The sequence below is a fragment of the Rhodococcus sp. DK176 genome, from assembly GCF_038447315.2.
Lineage (GTDB): Bacteria > Actinomycetota > Actinomycetes > Mycobacteriales > Mycobacteriaceae > Rhodococcus_F > Rhodococcus_F jostii_A.
Window position 1 is genome coordinate 158,151 of record NZ_CP118323.2, and the last position, 16,654, is coordinate 174,804.

The window sequence follows — 16,654 nt, forward strand, 5'->3', positions numbered from 1 at the left end:
GATAGATGCAGTTTACGGAGAACAAAGGCCAGATATCGAATCGATTCTTGGCTCCTACACGGCCGGCGCATCGCCCCACGCCACCATCAGTTAGGGGAGTGCCGGCTCGAAGCAAGTTGAGAGCGCAGAATCGGCGTTAGTGAACATTTTAGATTCTTGCGAATAGCGCTCAACCAAGCTCACTGGTCCGGGGCAATGGCATCCAGGCTAGTTACGAACATTTTTTGGAACTGGAGTAGGTATGAGTTCGACTAAGGACGGCGCCGTTCGAGTGCTCGTGGTCGGTGAGTCGTGGATCAAGCACACGGTGCACATCAAGGGCTTCGACGAGTTCCGCACAGTCGAGTACGAGGAAGGCGGCGGCGTCTTCCTGGACTCGCTGGAGGCTTCCGGGCTCGACGTGACGTACATGCGCGCCCACGAGATCTCGGGGCGGTTCCCGAAGACGCTGGAAGAGTTGCAGCAGTTCGACGTCGTGGTCCTCAGCGACATCGGTGCGAACTCCTTCCTGTTGGCCGACGAGACGTTCCTGCGATCCGAACGCAGCGTCAACCGGTTGTCGCTGCTGGCGGACTTCACCGAAGCCGGCGGAGGCCTGATCATGGTGGGCGGCTACATGTCGTTCACCGGGATCGACGGCAAGGCCCGTTACGGGATGAGCCCGCTGGCACCGGTGCTGCCGGTCACCATGCTCGACTACGACGACCGCATCGAAGTTCCCGAAGGCCTCGACGCCACGTTCGACGAGCCGAACCACGAGATCCTCGGCGGGACCCCCGCGGAATGGCCGATGCTTCTCGGCTACAACCGGGTCATCGCCAAGTCCGACGCGACGGTTGTCGCGCGCTTCGGCGAGGACCCGCTGCTGGTCGTCGGTACCGCCGGCGTCGGCCGCACGGTGGCCTTCGCGTCCGATCTGGCGCCACATTGGGCGCCGCCGGAATTCGTGCAGTGGCAGCATTATCAGGCGCTGTGGACGTCGATCGTGAACTGGGCTGCGGGCCTCGACACGAGCCTTGTGTCGCCGGTGCACGCAATCGCTGCGGTAGATTGAGAATTTTATGAGCAATGGTCAGCCCCCGACGATGAAAGATGTGGCCCGGCACGCGGGCGTGTCCGTGAGCACGGTCAGCTATGTCTTGAACGACAGCGGACCGGTTGCGCCCGCACGTCGAGCCCGCGTGCTCGATGCTGTGCGGGTCCTCAACTACGCACCCAACGAGGCTGCGCGGGGGTTGAAGAGACGTTCGGCGCCCACGATCGGACTCGTGGTCCCCGAACTGTCGAACCAGTTCTTCGCGCTCCTCGCGGAAGGCGTCGAGCAGGCCGCAGCTGCTCGTGGAGTGCTCGTCGTGTTGTGTGCCCCCGAAGCCACCGACGGCGGAGAGTCGCTCAATGGGCGGCTGCTGCGAAGTCAGAGGCTGAACGGTATCATCTACCTGTCGGGGGCGTCGACGTCGCCGACATCGCTTCTCGAACTCACACGGCTCGGTCCGATCGTTCTGGTGGACGAGCAGGTCCCCGGATTCGACCTGCACGCCATCGTGTCGGACAACCGCCGCGGTGCCCGGGAAGTTGCTCAACATGTGCTCGAAGCAGGCCATCGCAAGATCGCCGTCATCGGCGGTCCCGACGGCCTGTGGACGGCCCAACAGCGACTCGCCGGCTATCGGGAAGCGTTGGCAGCCGCCGGAATCGAACCCGACACCGTTCCGGTCTTCGGTGGTAACTACCGGCAGGAGTCGGGTACGGAACTCGCGGCGAAGGCATTGTCCGGGCCGCCGTCGGAGCGCCCGACAGCGTTGTTGTGCGCGAACGACCTGATGGCCATCGGCGTGCTCGAATACTGCCGCGCCGAGGGCATCCGAGTGCCCGAAGAACTCAGCGTCGTCGGCTTCGACGACCTACCGCTGGTCTCGCTCCTCACGCCGAGATTGACCACCGTCCGCCAACCGGCTCGGGACATGGGTGAGCGAGCCGCAGGTGTCCTATTCGACCTGATCGATGGCAAAGACGAAGTCGAAACTACAGAACCCTTCCCCGCGCTGCTACAGATAAGAGATTCCGTGGCCACACCCTTAGGTAGTTCATGAGTACGGCGCTGGACGCGGGTACCACCCGGGGGCGAGTGTTCGTCGTCGGAGCGATCAACGTCGACCTGGTCGTTGCCGCTGAGAGGCTGCCCGGTCCGGGCGAGACCGTCGTGGGAACCCGCGTCGAACGGTACGGCGGCGGCAAAGGCGCCAACGCCGCAGTGGCGGCTGCGCGGGCAGGCGCGGAAGTGCATCTCGTCGGAGCGGTAGGCGCGGACGCCAACGGCACCGAAGCGCTGGACGAACTCACCGCCGAGGGCATCTGGGTGGACGGTGTCACCGTCCTCGAGCACGAAGCCACCGGGGTCGCGTTGATCGTCGTCGACCCGGGCGCCGAGAACCAGATCGCCGTCGGCGCGGGTGCCAATGCCGCACTGAGCGCCGAACACGTGACGCGCGCCCTCACCTCCGACCTGAGACCCTCGGATTCAGTGCTGGTCAGCACAGAGATCCCCGACGCCGCGGTGGCGGCCGCGGTGGTCGCTGCCGCCTCGGCGGGTGCACGCTGTGTCCTGAATCCGGCCCCTCCCATTCCCGGGGTTGCCGATCTCCTCGGGTACGGGCCGATCCTGACGCCCAATGCGGGTGAGTGTCTCGAACTCTCCAAGATGCTGGGTGACGGCCACACCCATGCCCGCGAGGCCGCCGGCGCGATTATGGCACGCACCGGAGCCCCGGTCGTCGTCACCCTGGGAGGTGACGGTGCCCTGGTACTCACGCCCGACGGGAACGTCGCCCACGTTCGGCCACGGCCGGCCGTGGCACGCGATACCACCGGTGCCGGGGATACCTTCAATGGCGTTCTGATCACCCGGCTAGCTGTGGGAGACGAATTCGACGATGCCGTCCGAGCCGCGAATGTTGCTGCTGCGATGTCGGTTGCGTTCGTCGGTGCCCGCGCAGGGATGCCTCGTGCCACGGAGATCGAAGTTGGCATCAAGGCCTAACCACCCTCCCGGAAGATCAGTGGTCGGAACAGCTATCCGGGTTCGCATGCCTCTCTTGACATCGTCCGGCGCATTGAATAGACGCCATGATGGCGGTGCCTGTACCGGGTGTTCGTTCGGAATGGTCACCAGTGCCTTAGCCACCGACTTGAACGAGGCTGTTGAGTCTGTTCTGCCCGTGCTGCCCGTACCTTTCGTGCAGGGCTGTCCAATCGGTCGCCTACGCGTCGATGATCGGCGTGAGTTGAGCAAAGCCCGTCGGGCACGGTGATGCATAGGCCGGCTCTTTTCGGGGTCTCTGTGTAATCGCCGGGTTGCCACCTATACCAGTTCACAGTAGCTGACTACTTCCTCGGCAGAAGCGGCGAGATCCTTGAGTAGGTCATTGGTGGTATCGGTGGGGATCCGAGAGCAGGGTGCATCTCCGGGCGCAAGTCCAGGATTGGGCCAAATGTTTGTAAGGTCCCAGTGGAATGCCGCGGGAGTGGCGAGCCCCTCTGGCACACCGCGACTCGGATAGGTGCGGCACTGAGCCTCTCGCCGTATGACCAGCCCCGCGCGGTGACTACGCCGTCCGCGGATGGCACTAGCCCGCTGGTGTTCTTCCTGCACTGGTCGTAGATCGGTGTGTATTGCCCAGTGCTGCATGAAAGGCGCCGCTACTTCTCTATAACGTAAAATAGAGAAACGATTCACAGGAGCGCTGCGTGTGAGCTTCCGCCCTCCCGATGTCGGCACAGTTGGCTAGGTTCTCGGCTACCTTGGTTGTTCCAAAAGAGTTGTGCAGTAGCAATTTAATAGATCTCATCACCAGATTTCCTTGCTTTTGGTAACCCCGCCCAGGTTGCGACCAATGTCCCGAGTTGATCAAAACTGCAGCGCCAACCTTGGGAAAGTAGTATCCTTTCTACCATGGGTATTGCCGCAATCGCCCGCATTATTGCCTGGGCATGGACAGAGTCGCGCATGCGCAGCTCGGAACTCAGGACGCCTGGTTCGGAGATCAATTCGACCTACAGTGAGGAACCAAGGCGGCGAGACGCTCGCTGAGTCTTTGCATTGATGTCTGCGCGGATCTCGGAATTCGACGAGATCGCCTCGCTCACTTAGTGTTCGGTTTCATGTCGTGCGTCTGCAATGGCTTCCTCGATATTGTGGCCTCTGACCACGGCCATAGCTTCGCGGAGACACTCGCTTTCGACCTCGAGGTTCGTCGACCAAAATATGTAACGTGCCATCGACGCCCCGTGTATTCACTACGGTGTACGGAACGAGGCGAACCCGACTTTCCGTGATTCGGAGTGTGTTTCATCAAGCATCATCAGCGACATCTCTGCCAGTACGCTCTGTCGGTGATGATGTCATTATCGTGCGAACTACTCTGAAGTCGATTATGCATTTTCGTCGGCGGCGTCGGCGACGAACCGCCGCGGCGGATATGTCAACGTGGCGGCACAGGAGAAGGTGCAGTCTGGCGACGGGACCTGTGGTGACCACCCCTTTTGGTGGGATAGCCACACCGCGGAGCCAGGGCCGCGGACATGCGTTCGGTGCGTCACTGCGCGTTTGGATCGGCGACGCGGCGGGGAAGGTAGTGGTCTGCTCCGTCGTGGCCAGCGGTCCGCGGAGACGCAAGGCCGAGTACCTGGAGGGCGGAACAAGAACGGTGGGTTGCAGCCGACGCGCTTGCCCGACCAATGTGTTCGCTGCGCCCCTCACCACAGTACTCGAGCAGATCCCGCGGCATTCCGATGCCGAATTGCACGCCAAACACGCTGGGGCCAGCAAGGGTTGATACATTGAACCGCTTGGCGTGTTGAACACGCCAAGCGGTCCGCCTAGTTCTGCCGACTCTGCGAGGCTCCGACTGTGTCACCTATACTACTGTGGTCGCCTCGGACCAGCTCTTCGAGTTCAGCTTGGTGCCCTGTTCGTTTTGGCAATGATCGGCACGGTAGCTGTATCAGCCTCGTCGTCGAGCAGCGATCTGGTCCTGAATTACACGAAGTCCGCTCAAGAACTCAGGCTGTTTGGCAGACCATTGTTGTGCGCGCGCTTCGCTTTCCAATGCCTGCTGATGTGATGGTGTAGTAAGAGCGCCCCGGATGCTGGCGGTTACTAGACGGGTGAAGTCGGGGTTCTGGTCGTCCAGGCGACGCGCAAGCGAGGTGGCGGCCGGGAGTAGCGCATTGTCGGGATAGACCTCCGCGACCAGTCCGTGTTTGCGCGCTGTTTGTGCATCCCATACTTCACCAAAGAGGCACGCCAATGTGGCCTGCTGTTGTCCGACAGCCTTGGCCAGCAACCAAGTGTGTCCTCCACCGGGATGGAGATGCAGCGCAGCAAACCGGGTATCGAATCGCGCGGATTCGCCCGCTAGCCGCACGTCGCAGGCCAACGCAAGATTGAAGCCTGCCCCAACTGCTGGCCCGTTGATCGCTCCAATGGTGACGAGGGGAGAATGAAGTACGCGCAAGAACCCCTCGTAGATCTCCTTGACCGAGTCGAAGTCGCCGGAAGCCGAGGCCTCGAGCGTAGAAAGTTCCGCGCCAGCACAGAAGGCACTACCTTCGCCCGTCAAAACTACCGCGCGAACTCGAGGGTCTGATTCCAACTTGTCGTAGGTGTCGCCGATGGCATGCACGAGTGCAGCTGAGAGCACATTCCGACTGTTGGGCCTCCGTAACGTAACCGTCGCAACACCGCCCGAGTGCTCGACTGCTACCAGCTCGTCAGACACCGATTGGCCTCCGGGTGCTTTGCCCGGCTGATCCGATTGCTCGCATCCTGAGTAACCTCCTACATTGGCAAACTGCGCTCGCAGACCATCGGAACTTGAAATGCATTTTCTCTCGATGATCGTACAGATGAATAGGTCGCGTAAAGCTGTACCGAGGCGGGCCTCTTGGGTTGAGTTGTCACAGCATAATTAAGCGTGGCTCATGCGGTAATTCAAAAATCGCACTGATGCCCGTGGCTGTGGATAGAGACGATTGTCACTGGCTTCTCTAACGGTGGTCCCGTCCCGGTAAACCGGTGCAATCAAAATGTCTTGGGACACGTTTAAACATTGTCAAGACAGGGATTGCCGGGCTTGATATTTAGCCTGGCAATCCCCGTCTTGCGTGCTATCGATCAGGCGTCATTGTCGCCATAAACCGACTTCAGCTCAAGGAAGTCGTGGAGTCCGAACTTAGCGAACTCTCGGCCGTTGCCCGACTGCTTATAGCCGCCAAAAGGAACATCTGCAAGAAGGGGTGCGCCGTTGATATGGACCATCCCGGTACGCATACGGCGTGCAACTCGTCGCGCGCGCTCGTGATCGCTGGAAGACACCATGCCGGCAAGCCCGTAACAGGAATCGTTCGCGATTCGCACTGCGTCGTCTTCATCCTGGTATGTAATGAGGGTCATTACGGGACCGAAGATCTCTTCCTGGGCGATGGTCATGTCGTTTGTTACGTCAGCGAAGACTGTTGGCTTGACGTAGTAGCCGGCAGTCAGGTGCTCGGGGCGTCCGAGTCCGCCGGTCACCAGGGTTGCGCCCTCGTCGATTGCCTTCTGGATCAGTCCCTGGATCTTGTCGAACTGTGCCTGTGAAACCACTGGACCGATCGTTGTTCCATCCGCCGTGGGCGGCCCCACGACGATACCGTCCGCCGCCGCCTTGGCGATGGCAATCGCATGGTCGATCTGTGACTCTGACACGAGGATACGAGAACTGGCATTACATGACTGGCCCGAGTTGAGAACCATGCCATTGACATCGCGGGTGATAACTTCTTCGAGGTCCGCATCGTCGAGCACAATGTTCGCCGACTTGCCACCCAGTTCCTGAGCGACACGCTTTACGGTCGGGGCCGCATTACGGGCCACGTCGATTCCTGCGCGGGTCGAACCTGTGAAGGAGACCATATCGACGTCGGGGTGCGATGAGAGCGCTGAGCCGACCGCGGGGCCCGCGCCGTTCACGAGGTTGAAGACGCCTGCCGGCACCCCCGCCTCATGGAAGATCTCGGTCAAGATAAGCGCGTTAAGCGGAGCGATCTCAGACGGCTTGAGCACCATCGTGCAACCAGCAGCCAGTGCGGGGGCGGTCTTAGCCGCAATCTGGTTCAAGGGCCAGTTCCAGGGAGTGATCAGACCGCACACGCCGACAGGTTCGCGCACGACGGTGGTAGTGCCGATCTTCTCCTCGAACTCGAAGTTCTTGAGGACTTCGAGTGTGGTGATGAAGTGGCCGAGGCCAAACGGAACCTGCGCCGCCTGAGCCAGGCCGGCTGGTGCGCCCATCTCATCGCTGAGCACCCCGGCGAGGTCGTCGGCGCGCCTCTTGTATCCGGCGATGATGTTCTCCAGCAGTTCGATCCGCTCTTCGCGGGTCGTAATGGAGTAGGCGTCAAACGCCGCTCTGGCTGCAGCTACGGCACGATCAACGTCCTCGGCTGTGCCCAGGGCGATGGTGGCGACGGGCTTTTCGGTGGCGGGGTTGATGACGTCGAGGGTTTCAGCGCTGGCAGGGGCCACCCACGCTCCATTGATGTAAAACTTCTTGCAATTCTCCATGGTACTTCCTTCGTTTGGGTGCGTTGGTTCGTCTGTTCTCTACTCGGCTGGTGCTGTCGCATAGTTGACGAGGATTCGAACCTTATTCAGCGGGAGATCTCAGGTAGACGGTCTTGCTATTGGTGAAGAACTGGCGTGCGGATTTCCCCAATTCACGGCTCATGCTGCTGGAGGCCTTCAAACCACCAAAGGGCACATGCGGCTCGATCCCCGCCGTTTCCCGGTTGATATGAACCAGGCCGGATCTGCTGCGCCGGATAAAATCCATTGCCGTGCCGATGTGGGACGTGAATATCGCAGCCGAGAGACCGAATACGGTGTCGTTCGCCGCTGTGAGCGCATCCTCGTAATCATCGACCGCGGTAACAACCACCACTGGGCCGAAAATCTCTTCCCGCATCAATCGGCTGTCTGAAGAGACCCCGGTGAGGACGGTGGGGGTGACGAGACAACTCCCGTCGCCGTCCCTATCTTCGTATCGCGCACGGCCGGTGAGCAACGTGGCCCCTTCGTCGTGGGCGAGCTTGAGGTATCCGCCGACCGTGTCACACTGTTCGACGGATGCGAGTGGACCGATGTCCGTAGTTTCCTGATATGGATCGCCTACCGTGAGACGCTCAACTTCTTCGACGAGACGACGGCAGAAACTCTGAGCCACGTCCCGCTGAACATACACACGGCTAGTCGCGGTACACCGCTGGCCAGTGGAGAGCATTGCCCCCCTCGATATTTGGGTCGCAGCATCGTCGACGTCCGCATCAGAAAGAACAATGGCGGGGTTCTTGCCGCCTAGTTCGAGCTGGACCTTCACGTTGCGGTCGGCAACCGCTTGCCGCAAGCGGAGTCCGACCGAATTGGAGCCGGTGAATGTCAGGGCAGACAGCCGCGGGTCACCGGTGAGGGCGGGAGACAACGCCCGTCCGTTGCCGGTAATCATGTTCAATACGCCGGGAGGAACCCCAGCCTCCATCAATATTTCGGTCAACAGCACTGCGCTGCCAGACGCAGCCTCTGCAGGCTTCCACACTACAGTGTTCCCGAAAGCCAGTGCGGGAGACAGCTTGAACGCGGGAATTGCTGACGGGAAATTCCAGGGAGTGATTACACATACAACCCCCGCCGGCTCCTCCACGGTCATCAAAAACGTATCGACGCTTGAACCGGGGTAGGTCTCGCCCATAGGTTGTGAGACCTCGTTGGCAAAGTAGCGAAGGACTGCGACGCTGCGCCGAACTTCACCTCGGGCATCGCGAATGGCTTTGCCCATGTCGGCGGTAAGTCGTCGCGCAGCCTCCTCGACTCGGGCTTCGAGCAACTCCGCAGCTCGGGCGAGTATTGCGCCTCGTTGACCGGGCGGCACCGCCGCCCAACCAGGAGCTGCTGCAGCCGCAGCGGTGTATGCCTCCTGGACATGATGCGCCTCCCCCTCCGCGAACGTTCCTGTCTCCTCTTTGAGGTTGGCGGGATCGAATCGTTTGAAGGTGCGATTGGAGCTAGTCCACATGCCATTCACGAGGAGCGTGGCTCCGCCTGACGTAGGGACGCCCGCTAAGTTCGCCATAAAGGGTCCTAACTAATGGAAAGCGGATGTTGTTCGGGCTGCAACGACGGCGGTGCCATCCGGTACGTCGGTGGTGTCTTGGATAGACTGATCGGATTACGTGGCAGATTGACCACCGTTCCGTCCGAGCGCGCCACCTGGACAATGGGCGCAAGACCGAGTTGTTCGGCCGTATCGAACGCTGCGGGGATGTTGTTGACGGCAGCTGCAGGTACGCCCGCGGTGGCGAGATCGTCCGCCCACTCGGTCGCGGTTCTATCGCGGAGCTTGTCGATCAAGATATTTCGTAGCAAAAGACGATTGTCGACCCGTGCGCTGTTCGTCTCGAACCGCGGGTCATCTACCAACTCTTGGGCACGCACTGATTCACACAAGGCGGCGAACTGTGAATCCGTGGCCACGGCAACAGCGAGTTCGCGGTCAGCGGTGGGTATCAGGTCGCACGGAGCGATACCGGGATGGGCATTACCCTTTCGAGTCGGTATCACCCCACCGCTTGTAAAGGCCGCGCCTTCATTCACCAGGGAGCCAAGTAGTGACGATAAGAGATCAACCTCGACACGCTGACCCAGTCCGCTAGCCTCCCTGAATCGCACAGCCGACAGGATGCCTACCGTGGAGTAGAGGCCAGCCAGCACATCAACCAGAGCAACCCCCACCTTCTGGGGCTCGCCGCCGGCCTGTCCAGTGATGCTCATGAGCCCGCCGACCGCTTGCAGCAGCAGGTCATATCCTCGAAGGTGCGATCCACCGTCACGGCCGAAACCGGTGATCGAGCAATAGACGAGTCCGGGATTGAGCTCGCGTAGGACCTCGTAGCCCAGCCCTAGCTTGTCCATGACCCCAGGCCGAAAGTTCTCCACCACTACGTCCGCGTGCGTGGCCATCTTCAGCGCCATCTCGATGCCGTCCGAACTGGCGAGATCGATCGTAACGCTCGTCTTATTCCGATTAATGGACTGAAAATAGGTGGCCTCGTTCGAATCATCGTACGGCGGACCCCACGACCTGGTGTCGTCACCGACCCCAGGCCGCTCGATCTTGGTGACGGTAGCTCCCAAGTCGCCTAGCAGCATCGTGGCGAATGGGCCCGCCAAGATCCGAGAGAAATCGACGATGTGCAGATTTTCCAGAGCAGCCGCCATGTCGTACAGGAACCTTCCGCTAGAAACGATTACATCATCCTAAATGTGGTAGAGGTATGCCGTCAAGCACCGACCGCCCATCGCTCGGTGAATTCGGCAGGCGTCCTGGCGATGTCCACGACGCCATCTGAGGCTGTAAATATCACGCATCCTCAGCCGCCGCGGCTGGTTTGCAGGAAGCGACCGTCAGCAAGTTACATTCGTGTGCACTAGGTCCCGAAAGAGTGGAACGTCGACATCGGTTGCGAACTGGATCTGTCGAGCCGAGGACGGGGAACGGGCTTCGTCTGTGAACTGAACCAAGGTCTGGCCCCGGCGTTCTCCTGCGGCGGTAACGACTTCAATCGATGCAGGTCTTGTGCTGATAACTGGTGGGTGGACGATGCTCGCCAGGACAAGCGCGTCGTGCATTGGCCATCCGCCCTCGTGAAGGTCGCCGTATGCGTTGATCATTCGGGCGAGTAACGCCCCTCTTGGCGACTTGCGCCGCAAACATTCGAGATCGTCCACATCGAGAGTCGCGCGGCGGGTTACATCCAATCCGACCACGACAATCTCGGCGCCTCCAGCATCAGCGAACACAAGGGCGGCCGCTTCGGGATCGTGCCAAATGTTGAACTCGGCATGGTCGGTAATGTTTCCTGGCCCCGTCCCGCCACCCATCACCGTGATGCGCGCGATCCGGTCTGTGAGATCTGGGTGTTTGGCGAGGAACATCGCGATGTTGGTCAGGGGTCCGAGGGCAGCGATATCCACAGACCGAGGTTCGGCATCCCGCAAGATGTCGGCGATAAGGTCCATCGCGTGCATCGATCGACGTTGCAGCCCCGGGGCTTCGAGCTCTATTCCGCCTAGACCATTGTCGCCGTGCGGTGAATCTTTGACGCGCTTGTAAGTGCCGACCAGGGGATGCGCTGCTCCTGCCGCGACGGGGACGTCGCTGCGATCAAACGCGGCAAGCAACGCCACGGCGTTGGCGTTGGTGACGTCCAGCGGCGAGTTGCCCGCCACGCTGGTCAGTCCAACCACTCTGACTTCGCTGCTTGCGAGTGCCATTGCTATTGCCAATGCATCGTCTATTCCCGGGTCTGTGTCAATGATGAGCGGTCTTGGGCGGGGCATCGCTTGCCTTCTTTCGCGGAGCTTGCGGAGCTGGCCACGGCAGCGCGCGCCTTCTTGCGCTACGCAGAGTAGAAACGATACCATTCGGAGATCGTTCGCCGAGCGAGACGCGGAGGCGCGCTTCGCAGGGTTATCCGAAGTGGGGCAAAGAGATGCCTGGTATCACTCGTCTAACAGTTGACGGTCGATATTCGCGCCTTCCTTAGGTCAACATCTGACAGGATGGAAACGATCTATAGAGAGTTTCGCGCCGTGGCGTCATCGAGCTTGAGTCGCCACTATCCGGGGATTGATGGCCCGCGTTACCGCTGCGACGCATTGAACGGCCGTGCCACTCGGGTTAAGGCAGGATTCCACGCCAAGCTGATCTAAGCTGCAAGTTTCGGTAGGGAGGACGCGGTGCGATGAATGGTCTACCGAAATCGGAAGGGGCATTGTAGAATCGGTTCCGCTCCCTTTCGGTTTTGCGATCGATGACCGCGGACCTTCCCAGTCCCAGTCAATCCTCCCCGGCGTTTCGGTGTGAGTTTGACGAGGGTGGGTCGGATTGACGTATCGACAGAAGCGGTGCTGAAAGGTCGAATTTGGATCGGGTTAGCGTTCTAAACGCAGAGGGCACGGTTTCAGTCTCCGGCGATGTACTCGCCAACTACGGTCCGACGGATCCGGGTGCGGAATACGGGGGACGAAGGTCCGGATCTGAAAGATGCGTACCTCGTCGGCCATGGACTGTTCTGACCGGCGCCGCCGCACGTCGAAGACAGGCACATCAGTACTACCTTCCACCAATGAGACAGTGAGGTCCTTGAACGGTGGCCGCCTTGAGAAGCATCCCGACAAGTAGTGGTGCGGACAGCGCTACGTCCGTGGGTTCCGCAACGAGCATGCCGATGAGTTACGGCAAGCGGTTGAAACTGTTTTCCGGTCGGGCCAACCCCGACATCGCGAAAGCGATCGGTGCTGAGCTGGGCGTGGGGCTGAGTCCGGTCGTGCTGAAGACCTTCTCGAACGGGGAGGTGTACTGCCGGTTCGAGGAGTCGATCCGCGACGCCGACGTCTTCATTGTTCAGCCGACCTGTACCAATGCCGATACCGGGGTCACCACCAACGACGCACTGATGGAGCTGATGGTGATGATCGACGCCGCAGTGGCTGCCAGTGCACACCGCGTCATCGCCGTCACGCCGTGGTACGGGTACTCGCGGCAGGACAAGCAGAGCGCCCCGCGTGAGCCGATTTCCGCGCGGATGGTCGCCCGGATGCTCGAATCGGCGGGAGCAGACCGACTCCTGGCGATGGATCTGCATGCCGGACAGCTCCAGGGCATGTTCAAGATCCCGGTGGACCACATGACGGCAATGAGGCTGCTCGCTCAGTATTTCATCGATCTCGAGATGGAGGACCTCGTGGTGGTGGCACCCGACGCCGGCCGGGTGAAGCTGAACAAGAGTTTCGCCAAGTGCGTCGGCGCCGATCTCGCGATTCTCGACAAGGAACGCCCGAGACATCAGGTCGCCGAGATAGGTCACGTGATCGGAGATGTTCGGGGCAAGACCGCGATCATCGTCGACGACATGATCGATACCGCCGGCACGCTCCGTGCTGCGGGGGAGATGGTGATGAGGGCAGGAGCGTCGAGGGTGTTCGCCGCAGCGACCCACCCGGTGTTCAGCGGCCAGGCCTACGACAACCTCGCCGCATCGCCGTTCGACGAGATCGTCGTGACCGACACGATCGCGCTGTCGCCCCAGGCACCGGCCAATGTCCGCGTGCTGTCCTGCGCCGGCGTCCTCGCCGACTCGATCAGCCAGGTCTTCCGAGGCGGATCCGTCAGCGAAGTGTTCGGCAGTGAGTACCAGTTGTTCTGATCGATAGAAGTGGGAGCCGCCGAGCCGCGCTCGGAGGGGTTTCCATCACACCGGTAGAGGCGTAGAGAGCATCCCACCATGAGTCTCGATATAGGTACGAAGTCAACAATTCACCAGCTCGGCACCACGAGGAGCGCCCTCGACGCACTGTCCGTCGATGACGCGACCGTCCTCACCCGTCCCCTTCCGGAGCTGATGGAACGGGCAGCCGCACTACGCGACGCACTCTTCGGCACGAGGGCGACGTACTCGCCGAAGGTCTTCATCCCGTTGACCACACTGTGCCGCGACGGGTGTGGCTACTGCACCTTCTCCCGCTCACCCGCACGCGCGGAGGCGCCCTACCTCACGCCCGATCAGGTGCTCGCGATCGCCATGCAGGGGGCCCAGGCGGGATGCCACGAGGCGCTGTTCACACTGGGGGAAGAGCCCGAAGACCGATACGACGTCGCGGCCCAATGGCTGGCCGATCACGGCTATAGCTCCACCGTCGAGTACCTGGCCGCAATGTGCCGGCTCGTGACCGCGGAGACGGGATTGCTGGCGCACTCCAACGCCGGAGCCCTCGCACCGGATGCGCTGTCGCTGCTGCGGACGGTCAGCCCCGGCCAGGGCATGATGATCGAGTCGTTGAACCCGACGCTGATGGCCCACCGCGGTGCGCCCGACAAGACACCGGAACGCCGACTGGCCACGCTGGAAGCCGCGGGCGAACTCGCAATTCCCTTCACGACCGGGATCCTCGTCGGCATCGGAGAGTCCCCGCAGGACCGTGTCACGGCGCTGCGAGCCATCGCCGAGCTGCACAGACGCTACGGGCACATCCAAGAAGTGATCGTGCAGAACTTCATGCCCAAACCGGACACCGTGATGCGCAACGAACCCGCCTGCCCGCAGGACGAGTTCCTCCGCACGATCGCGATGGCGAGGTTGATCCTGCCGCCGGATGTGCACCTGCAGGCACCCCCCAACCTGTCGGAAGACTTCGGTCCGCTGCTCGACGCGGGGATCGACGACTTCGGTGGTGTGTCCCCGGTGACGGTCGACCACGTCAACCCGGAACGGCCGTGGCCCTCGCTCGACCGGCTCCGCGAGGTGACCGAACGCCACGGCAAATTCCTCGCACCCCGCCTCACCGTGTACCCCGAGTTCGCGCGCCGCCCCGAACAATGGATCGACCCCGGTCTGCGCTTTGCGATCATGGACAGGTCGGACGCCGAGTCGCTCGGCCGCGACGACCCGGGTGCGATGTTCCCCGAGAGCCACGCCGACGCGAAGAACGTCGGCACCGGGGCGGAAGTCGTCCAGATCGGTCGACGCTCGACAGTGTGGAGCTCCGGGTCGGAGTTCGCGCCCACCGATCTGGTGCCGAGCCGCAGGCGAGGGTTCGACGGCCCCGTCCGTGGCGTCCTCGACGGTATCGCCTCGGGGCAGGAACCGGGAGTGGACGAGATCGTCACCCTGTTCGGAGCTCGTGGGGGAGAGGTCGCCGAGGTCGCCGAGTTCGCCGATAACCTCCGCTCCAGGGCGGTCGGTGACGACGTGACATTCGTGCGGAACCGAAACATCAACTACACCAATGTCTGCACCTTCAAGTGCACCTTCTGTGGGTTCTCCAAGGGACCGTTGTCGCTGAACCTGCGCGGCAAGCCGTACCTGCTGACCCTTCAGGAAGTCGCCGCCCGTGTCCGGGAGGCGTGGGATCTCGGGTGCACCGAGGTCTGCCTGCAGGGCGGCATCCATCCGTCCTTCGACGGCGACTACTACATCGACGTCTGCCGCGCGGCGAAGGAAGCAGCCCCCGACATCCACGTGCACGGCTTCACGGCCCTCGAGGTCACCGAAGGAGCCAAGCGGCTCGGGGAGCCGCTCGAGAAGTACCTACAGCGATTGGTCGACGCAGGACTGAAGTCGCTACCGGGCACCGCCGCCGAAATCCTCGACGACGACGTCCGGGCGATCCTCTGCCCGGACAAGATCGACACCGAGGAGTGGCTCGAATGTCACCGCGTCGCCCACTCGATGGGCCTGACGTCGAACGTGACGATGATGTTCGGAACCGTCGAGGAGCCCGTGCACTGGGCGCGCCACTTCCTCCGCACCCGAGAACTCCAGCGTGAGACCGGAGGGTTCACCGAGTTCGTCGGTCTTCCGTTCGTACACATGGCGGCTCCGATCTACCTCAAGCGAGGTGCGCGCCGCGGTCCGACCTGGCGAGAAGTAGTGCTGGTCCACGCGATTGCGCGAATCGTCTACGACGGGCTCATCGACAACGTGCAGGCGTCGTGGGTCAAGCTCGGACTCGACGGGGTCCGTCAACTGCTCCAAGCCGGAGTGAACGACGTCGGCGGGACGTTGATGGACGAGAACATCAGCCGCGCCGCCGGCGCAGCCCACGGCCAGCAACTCGACGAGACAGACCTGGACGCGGTGGTGCAGGGAATCGGCCGCCGACTGCGACGGCGCACGACCAACTACCTGACGCCTCCCACCCACCAGCTCGATCTGCACGGTGCGCCCACACACTCACCAGAGGTGATCCTCAGATGACAACAACAAGAACCACTTCCGCTCCCACCAAGCCGATCCCCTATATCTACGACGACAGCGAACAGCTCGCCGGTGACGTCGCGTCGAGGTTGCTTTCGAAACTTGCCCAGGCACAGAAAGAGCGCGCCTACGCGTCGCTGGTGCTCACCGGAGGACGAACCGGGACAGCGGTGCTCGAGAGACTACGCACCGCCCCGAATCGCGACATCGTCAACTGGCATCGAGTGAACTTCTTCTGGGGCGACGAACGCTTCGTATCCCGACACCACCCCGACCGTAACGAGAAGCAGGCGCGCGAGGCCCTACTGGACCACCTGCCCGTGGACCCGGGCCGTGTCCACGTCATGGCGCCCTCCGACGGCGGCTTCGGCAACGACGCCACCGCAGTGGCAAACGCCTACCAGGCGCTACTGTGCGCGTACGGTCGCCTGGACAGGACGCCTCTGTTCGACATCTGCCTCCTCGGGATGGGCGAGGAAGGTCACGTCGCCTCGATCTTCCCGGACTCACCGGCAGTGCTGGAGAAGCAACGTGAAGTGGTGGCGGTGTACAACTGCCCGAAGCCGCCGAGCACCCGGATTTCGCTGACCCTGTCGGCGATCACGCGCTCCCGCGAAGTGTGGCTGATGACTACCGGCGACGCCAAGGCGTCTGCAGTCGCGGCACTGATGGAGCAGGGGCTGACGCCTCAGCAGCTTCCAGCAGCGGGGGCGCAGGGATCGAGCGCAACCCGGGTGTTCCTGGACGCCGGCGCCGCGGGCCTGCTGCCCAGTTACGACGAAACAGCACCGTGACGAGGCGG

The 16,654-nt window shown here is 61.9% G+C and carries 11 protein-coding genes; 6 read left to right on the forward strand and 5 right to left on the reverse strand.

The window, feature by feature from the left end; translation table 11 throughout:
* Nucleotides 1-241: 241 nt before the first annotated feature.
* From PSR88_RS39385 to PSR88_RS39395, 3 genes are read left to right on the forward strand one after another with little or no spacing between them, the layout of a single operon-like run.
* Entirely contained in the window at nucleotides 242-1,054 is an 813-nt protein-coding gene (locus tag PSR88_RS39385; RefSeq protein WP_037196461.1) for a glutamine amidotransferase, read from the forward strand.
* A gap of 7 nt (nucleotides 1,055-1,061) precedes the next feature.
* Nucleotides 1,062-2,093 carry a LacI family DNA-binding transcriptional regulator gene (locus PSR88_RS39390; protein ID WP_237723949.1) on the forward strand — a complete coding sequence of 344 codons (1,032 nt, stop codon included), beginning with the start codon at nucleotides 1,062-1,064 and terminating at the stop codon, nucleotides 2,091-2,093.
* Nucleotides 2,090-3,040, forward strand: coding sequence for a PfkB family carbohydrate kinase (locus PSR88_RS39395; protein ID WP_051004126.1), 951 nt, complete (start codon nucleotides 2,090-2,092; stop codon nucleotides 3,038-3,040). The genes PSR88_RS39390 and PSR88_RS39395 overlap by 4 nt, the downstream gene beginning before the upstream one ends.
* Nucleotides 3,041-5,003: 1,963 nt before the next feature.
* Here PSR88_RS39395 and PSR88_RS39400 read toward each other — a convergent pair.
* The 5 genes from PSR88_RS39400 to PSR88_RS39420 all read right to left on the reverse strand — a co-directional run bounded on the left by PSR88_RS39400 (nucleotide 5,004) and on the right by PSR88_RS39420 (nucleotide 11,518).
* Nucleotides 5,004-5,780, reverse strand: a complete 777-nt coding sequence (locus PSR88_RS39400) for an enoyl-CoA hydratase-related protein (RefSeq protein ID WP_192815056.1) — start codon at nucleotides 5,778-5,780, stop codon at nucleotides 5,004-5,006.
* Nucleotides 5,781-6,175: 395 nt separating this feature from the next.
* Nucleotides 6,176-7,606 carry an aldehyde dehydrogenase family protein gene (locus PSR88_RS39405; RefSeq protein ID WP_016881358.1) on the reverse strand — a complete coding sequence of 477 codons (1,431 nt, stop codon included), beginning with the start codon at nucleotides 7,604-7,606 and terminating at the stop codon, nucleotides 6,176-6,178.
* An 82-nt stretch (nucleotides 7,607-7,688) separates the two neighbouring features.
* Complete coding sequence (locus tag PSR88_RS39410) at nucleotides 7,689-9,167, reverse strand: aldehyde dehydrogenase family protein (RefSeq protein ID WP_016881359.1); 1,479 nt, start codon at nucleotides 9,165-9,167, stop codon at nucleotides 7,689-7,691.
* An 8-nt stretch (nucleotides 9,168-9,175) separates the two neighbouring features.
* Entirely contained in the window at nucleotides 9,176-10,312 is a 1,137-nt protein-coding gene (locus PSR88_RS39415) for a CaiB/BaiF CoA transferase family protein (protein WP_016881360.1), read from the reverse strand.
* 186 nt (nucleotides 10,313-10,498) lie between these two features.
* Nucleotides 10,499-11,518, reverse strand: a complete 1,020-nt coding sequence (locus PSR88_RS39420) for a nucleoside hydrolase (protein WP_016881361.1) — start codon at nucleotides 11,516-11,518, stop codon at nucleotides 10,499-10,501.
* Between the two features lie 806 nt (nucleotides 11,519-12,324).
* Between PSR88_RS39420 and PSR88_RS39425 the strand changes: the two genes are divergently transcribed.
* From PSR88_RS39425 to pgl, 3 genes are all read left to right on the forward strand, one after another.
* Complete coding sequence (locus PSR88_RS39425; protein ID WP_016881362.1) at nucleotides 12,325-13,302, forward strand: ribose-phosphate diphosphokinase; 978 nt, start codon at nucleotides 12,325-12,327, stop codon at nucleotides 13,300-13,302.
* Between the two features lie 78 nt (nucleotides 13,303-13,380).
* Complete coding sequence (gene cofH, locus PSR88_RS39430) at nucleotides 13,381-15,852, forward strand: 5-amino-6-(D-ribitylamino)uracil--L-tyrosine 4-hydroxyphenyl transferase CofH (protein WP_016881363.1); 2,472 nt, start codon at nucleotides 13,381-13,383, stop codon at nucleotides 15,850-15,852.
* Nucleotides 15,849-16,646 carry a 6-phosphogluconolactonase gene (gene pgl, locus PSR88_RS39435; protein WP_016881364.1) on the forward strand — a complete coding sequence of 266 codons (798 nt, stop codon included), beginning with the start codon at nucleotides 15,849-15,851 and terminating at the stop codon, nucleotides 16,644-16,646. Before cofH ends, pgl begins: the two co-directional genes overlap by 4 nt.
* The last annotated feature ends 8 nt before the right edge of the window (nucleotides 16,647-16,654 follow it).

Excerpts from the sequence above, each read along its gene's own strand:
- PSR88_RS39385 (WP_037196461.1), top strand. The coding sequence starts at position 242 with ATGAGTTCGACTAAGGACGGCGCCGTTCGAGTGCTCGTGGTCGGTGAG.
- PSR88_RS39390 (WP_237723949.1), top strand. The coding sequence starts at position 1,062 with ATGAGCAATGGTCAGCCCCCGACGATGAAAGATGTGGCCCGGCACGCG.
- PSR88_RS39395 (WP_051004126.1), top strand. The coding sequence starts at position 2,090 with ATGAGTACGGCGCTGGACGCGGGTACCACCCGGGGGCGAGTGTTCGTC.
- PSR88_RS39405 (WP_016881358.1), bottom strand. The coding sequence starts at position 7,606 with ATGGAGAATTGCAAGAAGTTTTACATCAATGGAGCGTGGGTGGCCCCT.
- PSR88_RS39410 (WP_016881359.1), bottom strand. The coding sequence starts at position 9,167 with ATGGCGAACTTAGCGGGCGTCCCTACGTCAGGCGGAGCCACGCTCCTC.
- PSR88_RS39415 (WP_016881360.1), bottom strand. The coding sequence starts at position 10,312 with ATGGCGGCTGCTCTGGAAAATCTGCACATCGTCGATTTCTCTCGGATC.
- PSR88_RS39420 (WP_016881361.1), bottom strand. The coding sequence starts at position 11,518 with ATGGTATCGTTTCTACTCTGCGTAGCGCAAGAAGGCGCGCGCTGCCGT.
- PSR88_RS39425 (WP_016881362.1), top strand. The coding sequence starts at position 12,325 with ATGAGTTACGGCAAGCGGTTGAAACTGTTTTCCGGTCGGGCCAACCCC.
- cofH (WP_016881363.1), top strand. The coding sequence starts at position 13,381 with ATGAGTCTCGATATAGGTACGAAGTCAACAATTCACCAGCTCGGCACC.
- pgl (WP_016881364.1), top strand. The coding sequence starts at position 15,849 with ATGACAACAACAAGAACCACTTCCGCTCCCACCAAGCCGATCCCCTAT.